Genomic DNA, 15,471 nt, shown 5'->3' with positions numbered 1-15,471 from the left:
AACCCGTCCGGGCCCGGTGCTCGTCAGGCGCCGGGTCCGTCAGGCGCCGGGTCCTCCGTCAGGCGGCGGTGTGCCGGAAGGACGCGAAGACCACGTCGCCGCTGTGCTCGAAGCCGAGGCGCTCGTAGAGCCGGATCGCCGTGTCGTTGTCGTGCACCGTGTGCAGGAACGGCAGCTCGCCCCGGGCCAGGATGCCCGCCGCGACGGCCAGGGTCAGCCGCGCGCCCAGGCCCTTGCCGCGGAACTCCGGGTCGGTGCAGACGGCGCTCACCTCGGTCCAGCCCGGCATCCGGAAGCGCTCGCCGGCCATCGCGACGAGCCGGCCGCCGTCGCGGATGCCCAGGTAGCGGCCCAGGTCGACGGTCCGCTTGCGGAACGGGCCGGGCTGGGCGCGGGCGACCAGCTCCAGCATCTCCGGCACGTCGGCCTCGGTGAGCACCACCGCGTCCGGGTCCTCGACCCCGGTCATGCTCTGGCCGACCATCTGGACGCCGGCCATCACCTCGGTGGTCTCCCACCCGGCGAGCGGGGTGATCGACGGCCCGGTGAGCACGACCTCGGAGGTGAGCCCGGCGAGGTCACGCCAGGCCGCCGGGTCGGACGGGTCACGCAGGGCGCCGAAGGGCGCGATCTCGGGAGAGAAGCGGGCGGCGTCTCCGGCGGCCTCGGCGAAACAGGCCTGCGGCCCGGAGAGGGCGGCCCACACGGGATTGTTCAGCACAGTTGCGACCCTGCCCCTTACTGGTTCGCCGCGCCAGTGGATATCGGACCTGCCACCCGCGCGGGAACGCACACTCGTCTGCCGGTTCTGTCAACGATCCGGCAGACAAATGGGCAACTACAGGGAAGCGGCGAGAGTGCGGGCCGCCGCGGTCAGCGCCGGGATGTCGGCCGGCCACTGCGGCTTGGCGAACAGGTAGCCCTGGCCGTACTGGCAGCCCATGGTGTCGAGGGCGGCGTGCTGCCCGGCGTCCTCGATGCCCTCGGCCACCACGGCGAGGTCGAGGTTGCCGGCCAGGGTCACGATCGCCTCGACGAGCGCGCGCTGCTGCCGGCTGTGCAGAATGTCGTCGATGAACGACTTGTCCAGCTTCAGCACGTCCACCGGCATCTGCCGCAAGTAACTCAGCGAGGAGTACCCGGTCCCGAAGTCGTCGATCGCCACCCGCACGCCCAGGGCCCGCAGCGCCTTGAGGTCGGACAGCACCTTGTCGGCGTCCCGGAGCACCAGGCTCTCGGTGATCTCCAGGAGCAGCCACTCCGGGCGGGCGCCGCTGTCGGCGAGGGCCCGGCGGACCACGTCGGCGAAGTCCGGGCTGCGGAACTGCCGCGCCGAGACGTTGACGCTCACGTAGCGCAGGGTGGTCGACGGGTCGGCGGCCTTCCACGCGGCGAACTGCCGCAGCGCCTCGCGCAGCACCCAGGTGCCGATGCCGACGATCGCGCCGCTCTCCTCGGCGGCCTCCACGAAGTGGTACGGCCCGAGCAGCCCCCGCACCGGGTGCTGCCAGCGGACCAGCGCCTCGACGCCGGTGACCGCCTGGTCGGCGAGCTCGACGATCGGCTGGTACTGGAGCACGAACTGCTCGTCCTCGATCGCCTCGATGAGCTGGGTGCGCATCTCGAGCCGCTGCACCATCCGGGTGTGCAGGTCGCGCTGGTACCGCTGCCAGCCACCCTTGCCGAGGCCCTTCGCCAGGTAGAGCGCGAGGTCGGCGTGGCGCAGCATCTCGGTGGCGCCGGCGGCGTCCGTGTTGGTGGCCACGCCGACGCTGGCGGCGCCGTTGACCAGGTGCACGCCACCCTCGCCGTCGGCCAGCTCGATCGGCGCGGCGAGCGCGGCGACCAGGCGGGCGGCCACGTCCTCGGTCGCGGCGGCGTCGTGGCTCGGCGCGACCAGCACGGCGAACTCGTCGCCGCCCATCCGGGCCGCGGTGCTGCCGGCCCCGACCGCCGCGGTGATCCGCTGCGCCACGCTGATCAGCAGCTGGTCGCCGACGGCGTGCCCGAGGGTGTCGTTGACCTCCTTGAAGTCGTCGAGGTCGACGAAGAGGACGCCGATGGTGGCGCCGTCCCGGGCGGCCGCGGCGTACGCCTGCTCCAGCCGGTTCCGGAACAGCACCCGGTTGGCGAGGCCGGTCAGCGAGTCGTGGTACGCCTGGTGGGTGAGGTCGTCCTCGAGCCGGCGGCGCTCGGTGACGTCGCGCATGGTGAGCACGATCCCTCGTACCGTGGGGTCTTCGCGCAGATCGCGCAGATCGCACTCGATCTCCACCCGCCGCTCGCCGCGGTAGGCGGCGAGCGCGACACCCTCCAGATCTCCGGCGCCCGGCGTGAACATCGTCTGGAGCACCGGCCGGACGTCCGGGGCGAGCAGGCCGGCGAACGAGCCGCCGGCGGAGAAGGAGTCGCCGAAGAGCTTGCCGGCGGACGGGCTCGCGTAGCGGATCGACCCGTCCGCGTCGACGATCATGATGACGTCGGCGGCGCTCTGGATCAGCGTCCGGAAGTACGCCTCGCTGTCCCGGCGGCTCACCTCGTCGGTCAGCGTGATCCGGTCCAGCACCACGGCGATCTGCGCGGCGAGGGTCTCCAGGGAGCCCTGCATCGCGCGCAGCACCGGGTCGGGGGCGCCGAGCACGATGATCCCGTGCCGGTCGCCGGGGAGCGCCTGCGGCGAGCACAGCGTGTGCGCGAACCCGCCGCTGCCCAGGCCGGCGGGCAGGTCGGCGGCGGCCACCCAGGTCACCCGCAGGTCGGCGGCGCCTCCCGGGCGGGGGTCGGCGAACTGCAGGTGGTAGGGCTGATCCGGGGGCATGAGCCGGGCCACCGCGCTGCGGATGCACTCGACCAGGTCGTCGACCGTGGTGGCGGCGACCAGCAGCGTCCCGGCCTCGCGCAGCGCCCGCTCCCGGCTGCTCGCCTGCCGCTGCGCCAGCGCCAGGTCGCCGACCCGGGCCAGGACCAGCAGGAACATCACCGCCGCGGCGCCCGCGATGACCGGCGCGTCGACGACGCCCCCGCGGGCGAGCTCCACCTCGTGGCCCTGCGCGTATTCGAGGGCGAGCACGGCCGGGGCGATCAGGGCGGCGGCGCTCAGCCAGAACAGCCGGTTCCGTCCCATCCCGCTCTCGGTGGTGTGCTGGCCGGCCGGCTCGGTGAGCAGGCGCATCGACGGCCGCAGCGCCGCGTAGCCCATCGACGCGTAGAAGACGATCCAGCCGAAGTCGACCGGCCCGCCCAGCTCCCACGCGCTGTTGAGCTGGGACTGGCCGTAGAAGACGTCGGAGACCAGCAGGCCGACCATGGCGACGCCGATCGTGCTGACCGCGCCGGGCTTGCGGCCGGAGCCGGTGAGCATCCGCAGGATCATGGCGAGCACGAGCACGTCGCCGAGCGGGTAGCCGATCGAGACGACCTTCTCGAGCAGCGACAGCTCGGCCGAGCGGGTGAACGGCGCGATCCAGTAGACCCAGGCGAGCAGGCCGAGGCCGACCGTCGGCACCAGCGCGTCGAGCAGCGCCCCGCGGTCCCCGCCGCCCGACCGGACCCGGATGAAGATCAGCAACCCGGCCGTGAGCAGCGGGTAGACCAGCAGGTAGAACACGTCGGCGAGGCCGGGGAAGCCCGGCTCCCGGCCGAGCTCCAGCACGAGGTTGTACCAGCTGTCACCGGTCGTGAAGAACGCGATCGCCGCGCTGATCAGGTACCACGGCAGGCGCCGGGCCGGCCGGTGCATCCGGGCCCCGACCAGCACCGCCGCGGCCGCGGAGTAGCCCAGCGCCGCCCAGGTGTAGAGGTGAGCGTCCGGGAACGCGTAGTAGAGCCCGGTGATCACCACGATCCAGGTGGCGAAGCACGCGCGCACGGCTCGCGTCGACAATGCGTACTCCGATCGTGAGACAGCAGGGTTGCTGACTCACGATCGGAGGGATCGGCCCCCGATCTGAGGATTTAGCCGGCGAGAGCGTCCACCAACCGGCGCGCCGAGCCTGCCAGATTCCACCGCTCGGCGAGCGCGAGCAGCGCGTCCGGATCCTGCGGGGCCTTCGGCAGGGCAGGATCAAAAGCGGGCAAGGGTACGTCGAGAGCGACCTTGCACACCGGCAGCGCCTTCGCCAGGTAGTCGCGGGACGCGTCGAGCTTCGTCCGGACCCCCGGGGCGAAACCGGCGTCCGGGTCGCCGAGCGCCGCGAGGATCTGCTCCACGCCGCCGTAGCGTTCGATCAGCCGGGCCGCGGTCCTCTCGCCGACGCCGGCCACGCCGGGCAGGCCGTCGCTCGGGTCGCCGCGCATCGCCGCGAAGTCGGCGTACCACCGGGCGGCGACGCCGTACTTCGCCAGGACCAGGGCCTCGTCGGCGTCCTCCAGCTTGGCCACGCCCCGGCCGCAGTAGAGCAGGCGGGTGCCGCGGGCGTCGTCGACGAGCTGGAACAGGTCGCGGTCGCCGGAGACCACCTCGACCGGCGCCGGCTGGGTCGCGGCGAGGGTGCCGAGCACGTCGTCGGCCTCGTAGCCGGGCACCCCGAACGCCGGGATGCCGATCGCGGCGAGCACCTCGAGCAGCACCGGGACCTGCCGTTCGAGCGAGGCCGGCACCTCCTCGACGTCCCCGTGCGCGACCCGGTGCTTCTTGTACGACGGGACCAGCGCGACCCGCCAGGCCGGCCGCCAGTCCGCGTCGAGCGCGCAGACGAGGCGGTCCGGCCGGCGGGTCCGGATGAGCTGGGCCAGCATGTCGAGGAAGCCGCGGATCGCGTTGACCGGCTCGCCGGCCTCGGTCCGCGCCGCTTTCTCGGGGATGCCGTGGAAGGCCCGGAAGTACAGGCTCGGTGCGTCGACGGCCAGCAGCGGTGAGGTCACGCCGAACACCCTATTCGTTGTGCAACACCCGTGCGATCGTCAGCCGCGCCGCGGCGCGGGCCGGCAGCAGCGCCCCGGCCACCGCGATGCCCACCCCGCTCGCGAGCAGCACCGCGAGGGTCGCCGGGTCCCAGACCTGCAGGACGTACTCCGGGAGGCGGATCTTCGCGGCGTCCGCGGAGAGCGGCACGACGAACCGGTGCGCGGCCAGGCCGATCGGGATGCCGATCACCCCGGCGGCCACCCCGAGCGCCGCCATCGACGTCACCATCATGACGACGACCTGCCGCGGGGTCATCCCGATCGACTTGAGCATGCCCAGGTCGCGGCGGCGCTCGGTGACGTTCAGCGCGACCGTGTTGAGCACGCCGAGCGCGGCCACGGTCGCCAGCAGCAGCGCGAGCACGACGGAGAACGCCGTGATCACGGTGGAGAACGAGTCGCCGCCGGTGTTGTTCCAGGCGTCCAGGCCGGGGTCGGCCTCGGTCACCCGCGAGGCGTACGCGTTCAGGTCGGTGCCGGGGACGGTCTGCACCTGGTAGAAGTACGCGTTCGGGTCGGTGGCCGGGAAGTCCCGCCAGGCGGCGAACGCGCCCTCCGGGCCGGGCAGGCCGCGGACCGTCTCGCCGACGATCGTGAACCTGGCCCAGGCGCCGTCCAGCGCGACGGTCACCTCCTGGCCGATCGCGAGGCCGCGCTCGTTGAGCAGCTGGGTCGGCAGCACGAGCTGGTCGGCGGCGGTCATCCAGTGGCCCTCGTAGAGCTGCTCCTCGTAGCCCATCGCCGCCATGTCGCCGCGCACGAAGTTGACCTGCAGGGGCTCGCTCTGGCCGGCCACCGACAGCACCCGGTTCACCGCGACGCCGACCCGGGCCGTGCCGGGGATGCCGCGCAGCATCCGCTCGACCTCGGCGTCGGACTGCCGGCTCGGGGTGTGCTCGCGCCCGTTGAACGGCCGGACGCCGATCTCGCCGGAGGCGCGCGCCCCGACCTCGCTGATCCGGATGACCGTGTCGGACAGCCCGAGCGCGAACGTCACCGAGGCCACGCCGAGCAGCAGCGACGCCATGGTCAGCGCGGTCCGGGCCGGCCGCGCGAAGGGCAGCCCGAGGCCGAGGCTGATCGGGCGGGGCAGCCGGGACCCGCTGAGCGCCCGCTGCGCCCGCAGCCCCCGGCCGCGCCGGGGCGCGCTGCCCGCGCTGATCGCCTCGGCGGCGGAGAGCCGGTGCGCCCGCCGGGCCGGCAGCAGCGCCGCGATCAGGACGATCATCGGTACGCCGGCCAGCGCCGTCACGATCACCCAGGGGCGGATCTCCGCCTCCTGCCCGAAGCCGAGGCCCCGGAACGTGTCGGTCAGCATCGGCCGTACCGCGGCGACGCCGAGCGCGGCGCCGAGCACCGCCCCGGCGACGGCCGGCACCGAGACCATCGTGAGGTAGACGGCGACGACCTGGCGCGGGGTGAAGCCGAGCGACTTGAGCACACCGATGTGCCGGAATCCGGAGATCACCGCCCCGCTCACCACGTTGCCCACGATGATCACCGCGACGAGCAGGCCGAGGACGCCGAACGTGCCGAGGAACGGCAGGTAGACGCCGGGCCCGGCGGCCGCGTCCTCCTTCATCACCAGGTACGGCCGGCTGGCGAGCAGCGCGTCGCCGGGGAGCCCCGTGGTCACCCCGGAGACCTGCGCCGCCAGCGCCTCACGATTCGCGACGTCGCCGGTGAAGCGGTAGAGCATCTGGGTGCCGGTCGGCTTCATGCCGGCCACCTGCTCCGGGGTCACCCAGCCGTCGGCCGATCCGCTGATCGAGAACGCGTAGCCGACGACCTTCAGGGTGCCGAGCGGCGTGACCAGCTCGGTGACGGTGGCGAGCGGGCCCCTCCGGAAGTCGTCCTCGGTCGCCGGCGGTTCGTTGAGGACGATCTCCCCGGGGGCCGACGGCCAGCGGCCGTGCCACACGTGGATCCGGTCGACCGGTCCGGCCGGGTCGGCGCGCCCGACCACGGTGAGCGGCTGCCCGAAGACCGGGCCGACGTCGTTCCGCGGCTCGGCGATCACCTGGCCGAAGGGCCCGGCGGCGGCCTGCACCCCGGTCGTAGCCGCGCCCAGTTCCGCGGCGGTGACCCGGGCCGGGTCGTACGTGACGACCGCGTGGGCGCCGCTCTGCGCGTCGAAGGCCCGCTGGAAGGGTGAGCTCGCCGCGTCGAGCAGGGCCAGCGAGATCAGCGCGCTCGTGGTGCAGGCGAGCACCACCAGGAAGATGACGAAGGTCTGCGCCCGGCGCCGCCGCACCGCGGCCCGGGCGGCGGTCCACACGGCCGTCATACCCGGTCCAGGGCGGACTCGCGGGCGATCCGGCCGTCGGCCAGCTCGACGAGCCGGTTCGCGCACCGGTGGGCCAGCCGCTCGTCGTGCGTCACGATGAGCAGCGTCTGGCCGATCTGGTTCAGGTCGAGCAGCAGGTCCATCACCTGCTCGCCGGCCCTGCTGTCCAGCGCGCCGGTCGGCTCGTCGGCGAGCAGCAGCGCCGGCCGGTTCATCAGCGCCCGGGCCACCGCGACCCGCTGCCGCTCGCCGCCGCTCAGCGCGGCCGGGTAGACGTTGCGCCGGTCGGCGATCCCCAGCTCGTCGAAGAGCTCCAGGGCGCGCCGCCGGGCGTTCCCGGCCGAGCTGCCGGTGAGCTGGGCGGCGAGCGCCACGTTGTCCAGCGCGGACAGGTCGTCGAGCAGGTTGAAGAACTGGAAGATCATGCCGAGGTGGTGGCGGCGGAACAGCGACAGCTTCGTCTCGCTCATCGTGGTCAGGTCCTGGCCGTGCACGGTGATCCCGCCGGCGGTCGGCCGGTCCAGCCCGGCGATCATGTTGAGCAGGGTGGACTTGCCGCATCCGGACGGCCCCATCACGGCGACCGCCTCGCCGGTCCGGATCTCCAGCGAGACGCCGTCGAGGGCGACCGTGTCGCCGTACTCCTTGCGGACGCCGTCGAGGCGTACCACCGGGTTCTCTGTCATGCGGGGATGCTCTGTTCTGTCATGCGGGGAACGGTACGGACATCCGTACCCATGAATCATCGGCCGGAGGATGCAACCAGCCGGCGGCGTCATCCCCCGGATGTAGGCGCCTCGGCGCCCGGGATGATGCGGCGGCGGGCGCCCGTCTGACAGGGTGGGGCGCATGGTGATCCTGGGGCTGGTGGTGGCCGTCGTGGCCGCCGTCGTGCTCGCGGTGGCCCTGCGCCGGGCGCGGCGGCGTTACGACGCGGCCGTGGGGGAGCGGGGCTGGCTGCTGGAACGCGAGCGGGAGAGCGCCGCGCAGTCCGCCGCCGACGCCGAGCGGGCCAGGATCGCGAGCGAGCTGCACGACATCGTGAGCCACAACGTCAGCGTCATGATCGTGCAGACGTCGGCGGCCCGCGAGGTGCTGCGGACGATGCCGGACGAGGCCCTCGCCGCGCTGGAGGCGGTCGAGAAGGCGGGCCGGGACACCATGACCGAGCTGCGTCATCTGCTGGGCCTGCTCAACCCCTCCTCGCCGGAGGACGACCTCGGCCCGCAGCCCACCCTCGACGGCCTGAGCGCGCTGGTCGACCGGATCGCGTTCGCCGGCCTGCCGGTCGAGGTGCGCGTCTCCGGCGAGATCCGGCCGCTGCCCTCCGGGATCTCGGCGACCGCCTACCGGATCGTGCAGGAGGCGCTCACCAACGCTCTGAAGCACGGCAGCGGCGGCAAGGCGGAGGTCACCATCCGGTACGCGCCGCGTGCCCTGCGCGTCGAGGTGCTGACCACGGGGCCCAGTGTCTTGAAGGAGTCCCGTGTCCTGACCGGTTCCCCGTCGAGTCCTCTCAGCGAGGGTACGGGGAGAGGCCTGCTCGGTCTGCGCGAGCGGGTGGCCGTCTACGGCGGCGACCTGGACGCCCGGCGGCGGCTCGGCGGCGGCTACCGGGTCCGGGCGAGGATCCCCCATGAGTGAGCCGCGGGTGCTGATCGTCGACGACCAGGAGCTGATCCGGACCGGGTTCAGGCTCATCCTGACCGCCCGCGGCATCGAGGTGGCCGGCGAGGCGTCCGACGGGCACGAGGCGGTCGAGGCGTGCCGGCGGCTCGCGCCGGACGTCGTGCTCATGGACATCCGGATGCCGGGGATGGACGGCCTCGAGGCGACCCGGCGGATCCTGGCCCGCGACCCGCGCTCCCGGGTGCTCATCCTGACCACGTTCGACCTGGACAGGTACGTGTACACCGCGCTCGCGATCGGCGCGAGCGGCTTCCTGCTCAAGGACGTGACGGCCGACCACCTGGCCGCGGCGGTGCGCCTCGTCGGCACCGGGGACGCGCTGCTCGCGCCGTCGATCACCCGCCGGCTGGTGGAGCGGTTCGCGTCCTCCGGCGACGCCGAGCCGGCCGTGCACCGCGACCTCTCCGCGCTCACCCCGCGCGAGCTCGAGGTGCTGACGCTGCTGGGCCGGGGGCTCTCGAACACCGAGATCGCCGCCGCCTTCCACCTGAGCGAAGCGACGGTCAAGACACATGTGGCCCGGATCTTCGCCAAACTGGAGCTGCGGGACCGGGCGCAGGCCGTGGTCCTGGCGTACGAGACCGGGTTGGTGACGCCTTCTCGTGGTGGCTGAACGTTCGTTAAGCTGACACGCATGACTGTGGATCGGCTGCTTCCCACCCCAGAGGCACACGACCTTCTCGACCTCACCCGCGAGCTCGTCACCCGTGAGCTGGCCGGCAAGGTCGACGACTTCGAGGCGCGCGGCGAGTTCCCGCGCGAGGTGCTGCGGACGCTCGGCCGGTCCGGGCTGCTCGGCCTGCCCTACCCCGAGGAGGCCGGCGGCGCCGGTCAGCCGTACGAGGTGTACGTGCAGGTCCTGGAGATCCTCGCGGGCACCTGGCTGTCGATCGCCGAGGCGGTCAGCGTGCACACGCTCTCCTGCCTGCCGGTCGCCTACTTCGGCACGCCGGAGCAGCGGAAGATGCTGCCCGACATGCTCGGCGGCGAGCTGCTCGGCGCGTTCGCGCTCTCCGAGCCGCAGGGCGGATCGGACGCGGCGGCGCTCACCACGAAGGCCGTCCTGACCGGCGACTCCTGGGAGGTCACCGGGACGAAGGCGTGGATCACGCACAGCGGCTTCGCCGACTTCTACAACCTGTTCTGCCGCACCGGCGGGCCCGGGCCGAAGGGCATCTCCTGCCTGCTCGCCGACGCCGGCACCCCCGGCCTCCAGCCCCAGCAGCGGGAACGGCTCATGGGCCTGCGCTCGTCGGCGCCCGCGCAGATCGTGCTCGACCAGGCCCGGGTGCCGCGCGACCGCCTGGTGGGCGCGGAGGGCTCGGGGTTCGCCATCGCCATGAAGGCGCTCGACGCCGGGCGTCTCGGCATCGCCGCGTGCGCGGTCGGGCTCGCGCAGGGTGCGCTCGACCACGCCGCGTCGTACGCGCGGGAGCGTGAGCAGTTCGGCCAGCCGATCGGCCGCTTCCAGGGGCTCGGCTTCATGCTGGCCGACATGGGCACGCAGATCTCGGCCGCCCGGGCGCTGCTGCTGAACGCGGCCCGGCTCAAGGACGCCGGCCGGCCCTTCTCGATCGAGGCGGCCAAGGCGAAACTGTTCGCCACCGACGTGGCCATGAAGGTCACCACCGACGCGGTGCAGGTGCTCGGCGGCGCCGGCTACGTGAGCGACCACCCGGCCGAGCGCTGGTTCCGCGAGGCGAAGGTCCTCCAGATCGTCGAGGGGACGAACCAGATCCAGCGAATGGTGATCGCCCGTTCGCTTTTGGGGTGATCTAGGGTTACCTGCGTGGAAGAGATCGACCAGGCCATCGTGTCGGCGCTCACCGTGGACGGCCGGCTGTCGTACACCGACCTGGCCGAGCGCGTGGGCCTCAGCGTCTCCGCCGTGCACCAGCGGGTCCGGCGCCTCGAACAGCGCGGCGTGATCGCGGGCTACACCGCGCGCGTCTCCTACGAGGCGCTGGACCTTCCGCTGACCGCGTTCGTGGCGATCCGCCCCTTCGACCCGTCCCAGCCGGACGACGCCCCGGAGCGGCTCGCCCACCTCACCGAGATCGACTCCTGTTACTCGGTGGCCGGCGAGGATTTCTACATGCTGCTGGTGCGCGTGAAGTCCCCGGCCGACCTCGAACGGCTGCTCCAGGACATCCGGACGGCCGCCAACGTGACGACGCGGACGACGGTGGTGCTGTCCACGCCGTACGAGGGGCGGCCGCCGCGGATCGTCTCCCCCTCGGGGGACTAGCCCCAGGTCATGTCGATCTGGTTCTCGAACGTGACGTAGCCGGCCCGGGCGAACGCGGCCGCCATCGGCACGTTGCCGACGTCGGTGGACGCCCGGATCCGGGGCACGCCCTCGCCGGCCAGGACGCGGGTGCCCTCGGCGAGGACGTCGTCGATCAGGCCGCGCCCGCGGAAGGCCGGCAGCACCCCGAGGTACGCGATGATCGGGTTGTAGCCGTTGTGCGCGGGGATCACGAACCCGGCCGGCTCGCCGTCCCGCGCGACGGCCACCCGCCACCAGTCGTGCGGACTCGCGTACCGATCAAGCTCGGTCTTGAATTGCTCCTCGGCCGCCTCCCGGGCGGTCATCCGGGTCAGCTCGGCGCGGCTGTACGCGTCGAGCGAGCCGTCCAGCACCTGCGTCATCAGGCCGATCAGCTCGTCGGCGTCCGCCACCGGACGGAACGTGAGACGGGTGCCCGGCCCGGGAATCGGCGTGCCCGGCCGCCATTCGAGCCGCAGGCGCTCGACGAAGAGCTTCGCGCCGGTCCGCTCGAGGGCCGCCATCCGGAGGTCGTTCGCCCCGCGGATCTCCGGGTCGTCGCGCCAGCCCGGCGGCAGATAGCGGAGGTACTCCGGGGGAGTGGCGCCGTCCGGGGCGATCGCGGGCAGGGCGGCCCGGAGCAGCTCCACCCCGGCCTCCTCGTCCGCGATGTCGAAGACGTCCATGAGCAGCGGCTGCTCGTCGCCGGGACGGGACCACCAGGCGGCACGGGCCACCACGCGGTCGTCGCGCAGCGCGAGCCAGAGCCACTCCGGGCGGCGGCGGCCGGCTTCCAGATCGGCGGCGATCTGGTCGTTGAGCTGATAGTGCAGCGTGTTGAAGAGATCCAGTTCGCCGGGGCCGGCGAGAGGGCGGATGATCAAGGCGTTTCCTTCGGTTCGGGGAATCGCCCGGTCCTGCTCCGGGAGTGTCAGACGGTCTGCACGGCCCGGGAGGTCGCGAGCGCGGTGTTCGGTGCGGACATCGGCCGGCCTCCTTTCTCTCGTCGCGTAGTTTCCTACCGGACCATCGCCGGTGCTCGCAAAGGATTAGTTATGGCCTTCGAGGGCGGGTGACACTGGGCGCATGGATGCTGATCACGTCGATCGGGCGGCGGGGGAGCTGCTCGCGGTGCTGACCCCGCTCGCCGGCCGGGACTGGGAGATCCCGGCGTACGGCCTCGACTGGACCTGCCGGCAGACAGCGGCGCACGTCGCGCACGACCTGACCGCCTACGCCACCCAGCTGACCGGCCGACCGGACGACGACTACCTGCCCCTCGACCTCGTGGTCCGGCCGTCGTCCCCGGCCGCGACCCTGCGGGTGACCGCCGCCTGCGCCGGCCTGCTGTCGGCGGCGCTGCGGACCGCCGGACCCGGCACCCGGGCATGGCACTGGGGCCCCACCGACCCGTCCGGGTTCGCCGCCCTCGGCGTCAACGAGATGATGGTCCACACCTACGACATCACCCGGGGCCTCGGCGTGGACTGGCGCCCGCCCGGCGATCTGAGCGCGGCCGTGCTGGCCCGCCTCTTCCCGGACGCCCCCGACGGTGACCCGGCCGAGGTCCTGCTCTGGTGCACGGGCCGGATCGCACTGCCGAACCTGCCGAAGCGCCCATCGTGGACACTCCAGGCCGCCGTCACCTGAGCCCGCCGCAGCCTCGTGCCAGCCCGCCCCGCCCCACCCCGCCGATCTTGGACGCCGGACCACCGCCCTCTCGCAATCTTGAACGCCTGCCGACCGCCCCTCCTCAGATCTTGGACGCCTGCCGACCGCGCCCTCGCAATCTTGGACGCGTGCCCACCGCCCCTTCGCGATCTTGGACGCTTGCCCACGACTGCGCGATCTTGGACGCGTGCCCACCGGAATCGGTAGTGAAGCGTCCAAGATCCGGCGGTGGGGGTCGATCGTCCAAGATCTGCGGGCGCGCGGTGGTCCGGCGTCCAAGATCTTGGAGGCGCGGTGGGCAGGCGTCCAAGATCTGAGGGGAGGCGGGGGTCAGACGTTCAAGATTCGTGTGGGCGCGGTGGTCGGGCGTTCAAGATCGGCGTGGGCGTGGGCGTGGGCGTGGGCGTGGGCGTGGGCGTGGGCGTGGGCGTGGGCGTGGGCGTGGGCGTGGGCGTGGGCGTGGCGTGGCGTGGGCGTGGGCGTGGGCGTGGGCGTGGGCGTGGGCGTGGGCGTGGGCGTGGGCGTGGGCGTGGGCGTGGGCGTGGCGTGGACGTGGGCGTGGGCGCGGGTGGAGGCGGGGTCGGCGTTCATGGATTGGGGGCGGGGCCGGCGGTTATCGACCGGGCGAGTGTCACCAGGTCGGGGACGGCGGGGTGGCTCGGCGGCTGCTGCCAGGCCAGATGGACGATCACCTCGGGGGCGTCCAGGACCGGGACGTAGGCCACCGCCGGGTGGCTGTACATCACCGCGGTGGCGGTCACGGTCAGGCCGATGGCGCGGCCCGCGATGATGGTGGCCAGCCAGTCGTCGGTGTTCGTGACGATCACGGTGTGCGCCGGGGTGGAGGAGGCCGGCCACAGGTCGGGGGTGGTGATGCCGGCGATCCGGTTCACCGCGATCGGCTCGGAGGCCAGGTCGGCGAGGGTGAGGTGGGGCCGGGCGGCGAGCGGGCTGTCGGTGGGTACGGCGGCCACCCGCTGTTCGACCAGCAACGGCACCGACCGCACCCCGGAGAGGTCGGCCGGGCCGCGGACGATGGCGATGTCGACGGCACCGCGGCTCAGGCCGGCGTCGCGCTCGTCGACGCGGAGGAGTTCGAGCGGGGTGCGCGGGTGCTCCTGTTTCCAGCGGCGCAGCAGCGTCGTGGTGTGCACGCCGAGCGCCGACCAGGCGTGGCCGAGCCGCAGCGGCCAGGTGCCGGCCCGGGACGGGTCGAGTACGTCGTCGACGGCCGCGACGGCGGCCCGGGCCCGGGACTCGAAGGCCTGCCCGGCCGGGGTGAGCGACAGGTGGTGGGTGGAGCGGTCGACCAGCCGGAGGCCGAGGTGGTCCTCGAGCTGCCGCAGGGTGCGGGAGAGCGCCGGCTGGGTGACGTGCAGGTCGGCGGCCGCCCGGGTGATGGCGCCGGTCGCGGCGATCGCCAGGAACGCCCGGAGATGACGGACGTCGACTGTCATAACCGGAGAGCATAACCGCGGGCGGATAGGCATTTCTCAGTCCGGACATCCGCTGGAAACGTGAGCGGGGTGCCAACGATTTTCGTCCTCGCCGCCGTGCTGTCGCTGCAGTTCGGCGGCGCCGTCGCCACTCTGCTATTCCCGAGGGCCGGCGTGCACGGCGTGGTGGCCCTGCGCCTGACCATCGCCGCGCTGATCCTGCTGGCCGTGTGCCGGCCCTGGAGAAAGAGCCGAAGCCGGTCCTGGGGAAAGAGCCGAAGCCGGCCCTGGAGAAAGAGCCGAAGCCGGCCCTGGAGAAAGAGCCAAAGCCGGGCCGACTGGCTGACGATCGGCGCGTTCGGTGTCGCCCTGGCCGGCCTCAACACGCTCTTCTACCACGCGATCGACCGCATCCCGATGGGCACGGCCGTCACGCTGGAGGTGCTCGGCCCGCTCACTCTGTCGGTGGTCACGGCGCGCAACCGGAAGTCCTGGCTCTGGGCGGGCCTGGCCCTGGCCGGTGTCGCGCTGCTGGGCCGGGAGGGCTTCGGCCGCCTCGACCCGGCCGGCGTCGGCTTCGCGCTGGGCGCCGCGGTCATGTGGGCCGCCTACATCGTATTGAGCGCCCGGGTCGGCCACCGCTTCCCGAAAGCGGACGGCCTGGCCCTCTCGGTCGCCGTCTCCGCCGTGATCATGCTGCCGTTCGGGGTGGCCGGGGCAGGCACGGCGCTGCTGGACCCGGCAGTCGTGGCGATGGGCGCCGTCGTCGCGGTGCTGGCGTCGGTGCTGCCGTACACGCTGGAGATGCTGGCGCTGCGCCGGATGCCCACGACGACGTTCGCGGTGCTGATGAGCCTCGGCCCGGCGGTGGCCGCGACGGCCGGCTTCCTGTTGCTGGGTCAGGACATGACGATCGTCGAGTGCCTGGCGATCGCCCTGGTGATCACGGCAGCGATCGGCGCGACCCGACAGAATCGGAACGCACGCACTCCGTCACGTAGGGGAGCTCGTAGGACCCCCGCCCCAGCAGCGCCGGATGCGTCGCCGTCAGCTGCCGCACCTGCGCCAGCACCGCGGCCCGCTCGTCAGCCGGCAGCAGGATGATCCGGCTCCGGGAGGCCACCAGGTCGAGCAGCGCGTCCGGCGCGATGGTGTGCGTCCACGCGAAGAACGTCTCCTCGAACGGCACGTCCAGGCGCGGCGAGCGGTCCGTC

The 15,471-nt window shown here is 73.0% G+C and carries 13 protein-coding genes; 6 read left to right on the top strand and 7 right to left on the bottom strand.

Annotation, left to right across the window (positions count from 1 at the left end; all coding sequences use genetic code 11):
- Window positions 1-58 precede the first annotated feature (58 nt).
- The 5 genes from AB0G10_RS35085 to AB0G10_RS35065 form a co-directional block, all read right to left on the bottom strand.
- Window positions 59-721: a GNAT family N-acetyltransferase gene (locus tag AB0G10_RS35085; protein ID WP_360931845.1), complete on the bottom strand. Its 663-nt coding sequence runs from the start codon at window positions 719-721 to the stop codon at window positions 59-61.
- Window positions 722-838: 117 nt separating this feature from the next.
- Window positions 839-3,883, bottom strand: a complete 3,045-nt coding sequence (locus AB0G10_RS35080) for an EAL domain-containing protein (protein WP_360931842.1) — start codon at window positions 3,881-3,883, stop codon at window positions 839-841.
- A 71-nt stretch (window positions 3,884-3,954) separates the two neighbouring features.
- Window positions 3,955-4,863 carry a 5'-3' exonuclease gene (locus AB0G10_RS35075; RefSeq protein ID WP_360931839.1) on the bottom strand — a complete coding sequence of 303 codons (909 nt, stop codon included), beginning with the start codon at window positions 4,861-4,863 and terminating at the stop codon, window positions 3,955-3,957.
- 10 nt (window positions 4,864-4,873) lie between these two features.
- Entirely contained in the window at window positions 4,874-7,192 is a 2,319-nt protein-coding gene (locus AB0G10_RS35070; RefSeq protein ID WP_360931837.1) for an ABC transporter permease, read from the bottom strand.
- Entirely contained in the window at window positions 7,189-7,878 is a 690-nt protein-coding gene (locus AB0G10_RS35065; protein ID WP_360931834.1) for an ABC transporter ATP-binding protein, read from the bottom strand. Before AB0G10_RS35065 ends, AB0G10_RS35070 begins: the two co-directional genes overlap by 4 nt.
- A gap of 163 nt (window positions 7,879-8,041) precedes the next feature.
- Here AB0G10_RS35065 and AB0G10_RS35060 point away from each other — a divergent pair, with 163 nt between their 5' ends.
- From AB0G10_RS35060 to AB0G10_RS35045, 4 genes are read left to right on the top strand one after another with little or no spacing between them, the layout of a single operon-like run.
- Complete coding sequence (locus AB0G10_RS35060; protein ID WP_360931831.1) at window positions 8,042-8,836, top strand: histidine kinase; 795 nt, start codon at window positions 8,042-8,044, stop codon at window positions 8,834-8,836.
- Window positions 8,829-9,494 (top strand): response regulator transcription factor, encoded by a 666-nt coding sequence (locus AB0G10_RS35055; RefSeq protein WP_360931828.1) that lies wholly within the window; start codon window positions 8,829-8,831, stop codon window positions 9,492-9,494. The genes AB0G10_RS35060 and AB0G10_RS35055 overlap by 8 nt, the downstream gene beginning before the upstream one ends.
- 21 nt (window positions 9,495-9,515) lie before the next feature.
- The gene (locus AB0G10_RS35050; RefSeq protein WP_360931825.1) at window positions 9,516-10,655 is read left to right on the top strand and encodes an acyl-CoA dehydrogenase family protein; all 1,140 of its coding nucleotides are present in this window, start codon (window positions 9,516-9,518) and stop codon (window positions 10,653-10,655) included.
- A gap of 15 nt (window positions 10,656-10,670) precedes the next feature.
- Window positions 10,671-11,129 (top strand): Lrp/AsnC family transcriptional regulator, encoded by a 459-nt coding sequence (locus tag AB0G10_RS35045; RefSeq protein WP_360931822.1) that lies wholly within the window; start codon window positions 10,671-10,673, stop codon window positions 11,127-11,129.
- Here AB0G10_RS35045 and AB0G10_RS35040 read toward each other — a convergent pair.
- A complete protein-coding gene (locus AB0G10_RS35040) occupies window positions 11,126-12,034 on the bottom strand; it encodes a GNAT family N-acetyltransferase (RefSeq protein WP_360931819.1) in 909 nt (302 codons plus the stop codon). The genes AB0G10_RS35045 and AB0G10_RS35040 overlap by 4 nt on opposite strands.
- A gap of 202 nt (window positions 12,035-12,236) precedes the next feature.
- Here AB0G10_RS35040 and AB0G10_RS35035 point away from each other — a divergent pair, with 202 nt between their 5' ends.
- Window positions 12,237-12,800 (top strand): maleylpyruvate isomerase N-terminal domain-containing protein, encoded by a 564-nt coding sequence (locus AB0G10_RS35035; RefSeq protein WP_360931816.1) that lies wholly within the window; start codon window positions 12,237-12,239, stop codon window positions 12,798-12,800.
- A 608-nt stretch (window positions 12,801-13,408) separates the two neighbouring features.
- Here AB0G10_RS35035 and AB0G10_RS35030 read toward each other — a convergent pair.
- Window positions 13,409-14,278: a LysR family transcriptional regulator gene (locus tag AB0G10_RS35030; protein ID WP_360931813.1), complete on the bottom strand. Its 870-nt coding sequence runs from the start codon at window positions 14,276-14,278 to the stop codon at window positions 13,409-13,411.
- 69 nt (window positions 14,279-14,347) lie between these two features.
- On the opposite strand from AB0G10_RS35030, the gene AB0G10_RS35025 reads away from it, so the two are divergent.
- Window positions 14,348-15,361: an EamA family transporter gene (locus AB0G10_RS35025; RefSeq protein ID WP_360931810.1), complete on the top strand. Its 1,014-nt coding sequence runs from the start codon at window positions 14,348-14,350 to the stop codon at window positions 15,359-15,361.
- Window positions 15,362-15,471: the final 110 nt, after the last annotated feature.

It is taken from the genome of Actinoplanes sp. NPDC023714, assembly GCF_040639855.1.
GTDB lineage: Bacteria > Actinomycetota > Actinomycetes > Mycobacteriales > Micromonosporaceae > Actinoplanes.
The sequence above is the reverse complement of the archived record's forward strand: the minus strand, read 5'-3'. Positions and strand labels throughout refer to the sequence as shown.

Bases quoted from the DNA above. Each gene is read 5' to 3' on its own strand.
- AB0G10_RS35070 (WP_360931837.1), bottom strand. From the start codon at position 7,192: ATGACGGCCGTGTGGACCGCCGCCCGGGCCGCGGTGCGGCGGCGCCGG.
- AB0G10_RS35065 (WP_360931834.1), bottom strand. From the start codon at position 7,878: ATGACAGAGAACCCGGTGGTACGCCTCGACGGCGTCCGCAAGGAGTAC.
- AB0G10_RS35060 (WP_360931831.1), top strand. From the start codon at position 8,042: ATGGTGATCCTGGGGCTGGTGGTGGCCGTCGTGGCCGCCGTCGTGCTC.
- AB0G10_RS35055 (WP_360931828.1), top strand. From the start codon at position 8,829: ATGAGTGAGCCGCGGGTGCTGATCGTCGACGACCAGGAGCTGATCCGG.
- AB0G10_RS35050 (WP_360931825.1), top strand. From the start codon at position 9,516: ATGACTGTGGATCGGCTGCTTCCCACCCCAGAGGCACACGACCTTCTC.
- AB0G10_RS35035 (WP_360931816.1), top strand. From the start codon at position 12,237: ATGGATGCTGATCACGTCGATCGGGCGGCGGGGGAGCTGCTCGCGGTG.
- AB0G10_RS35030 (WP_360931813.1), bottom strand. From the start codon at position 14,278: ATGACAGTCGACGTCCGTCATCTCCGGGCGTTCCTGGCGATCGCCGCG.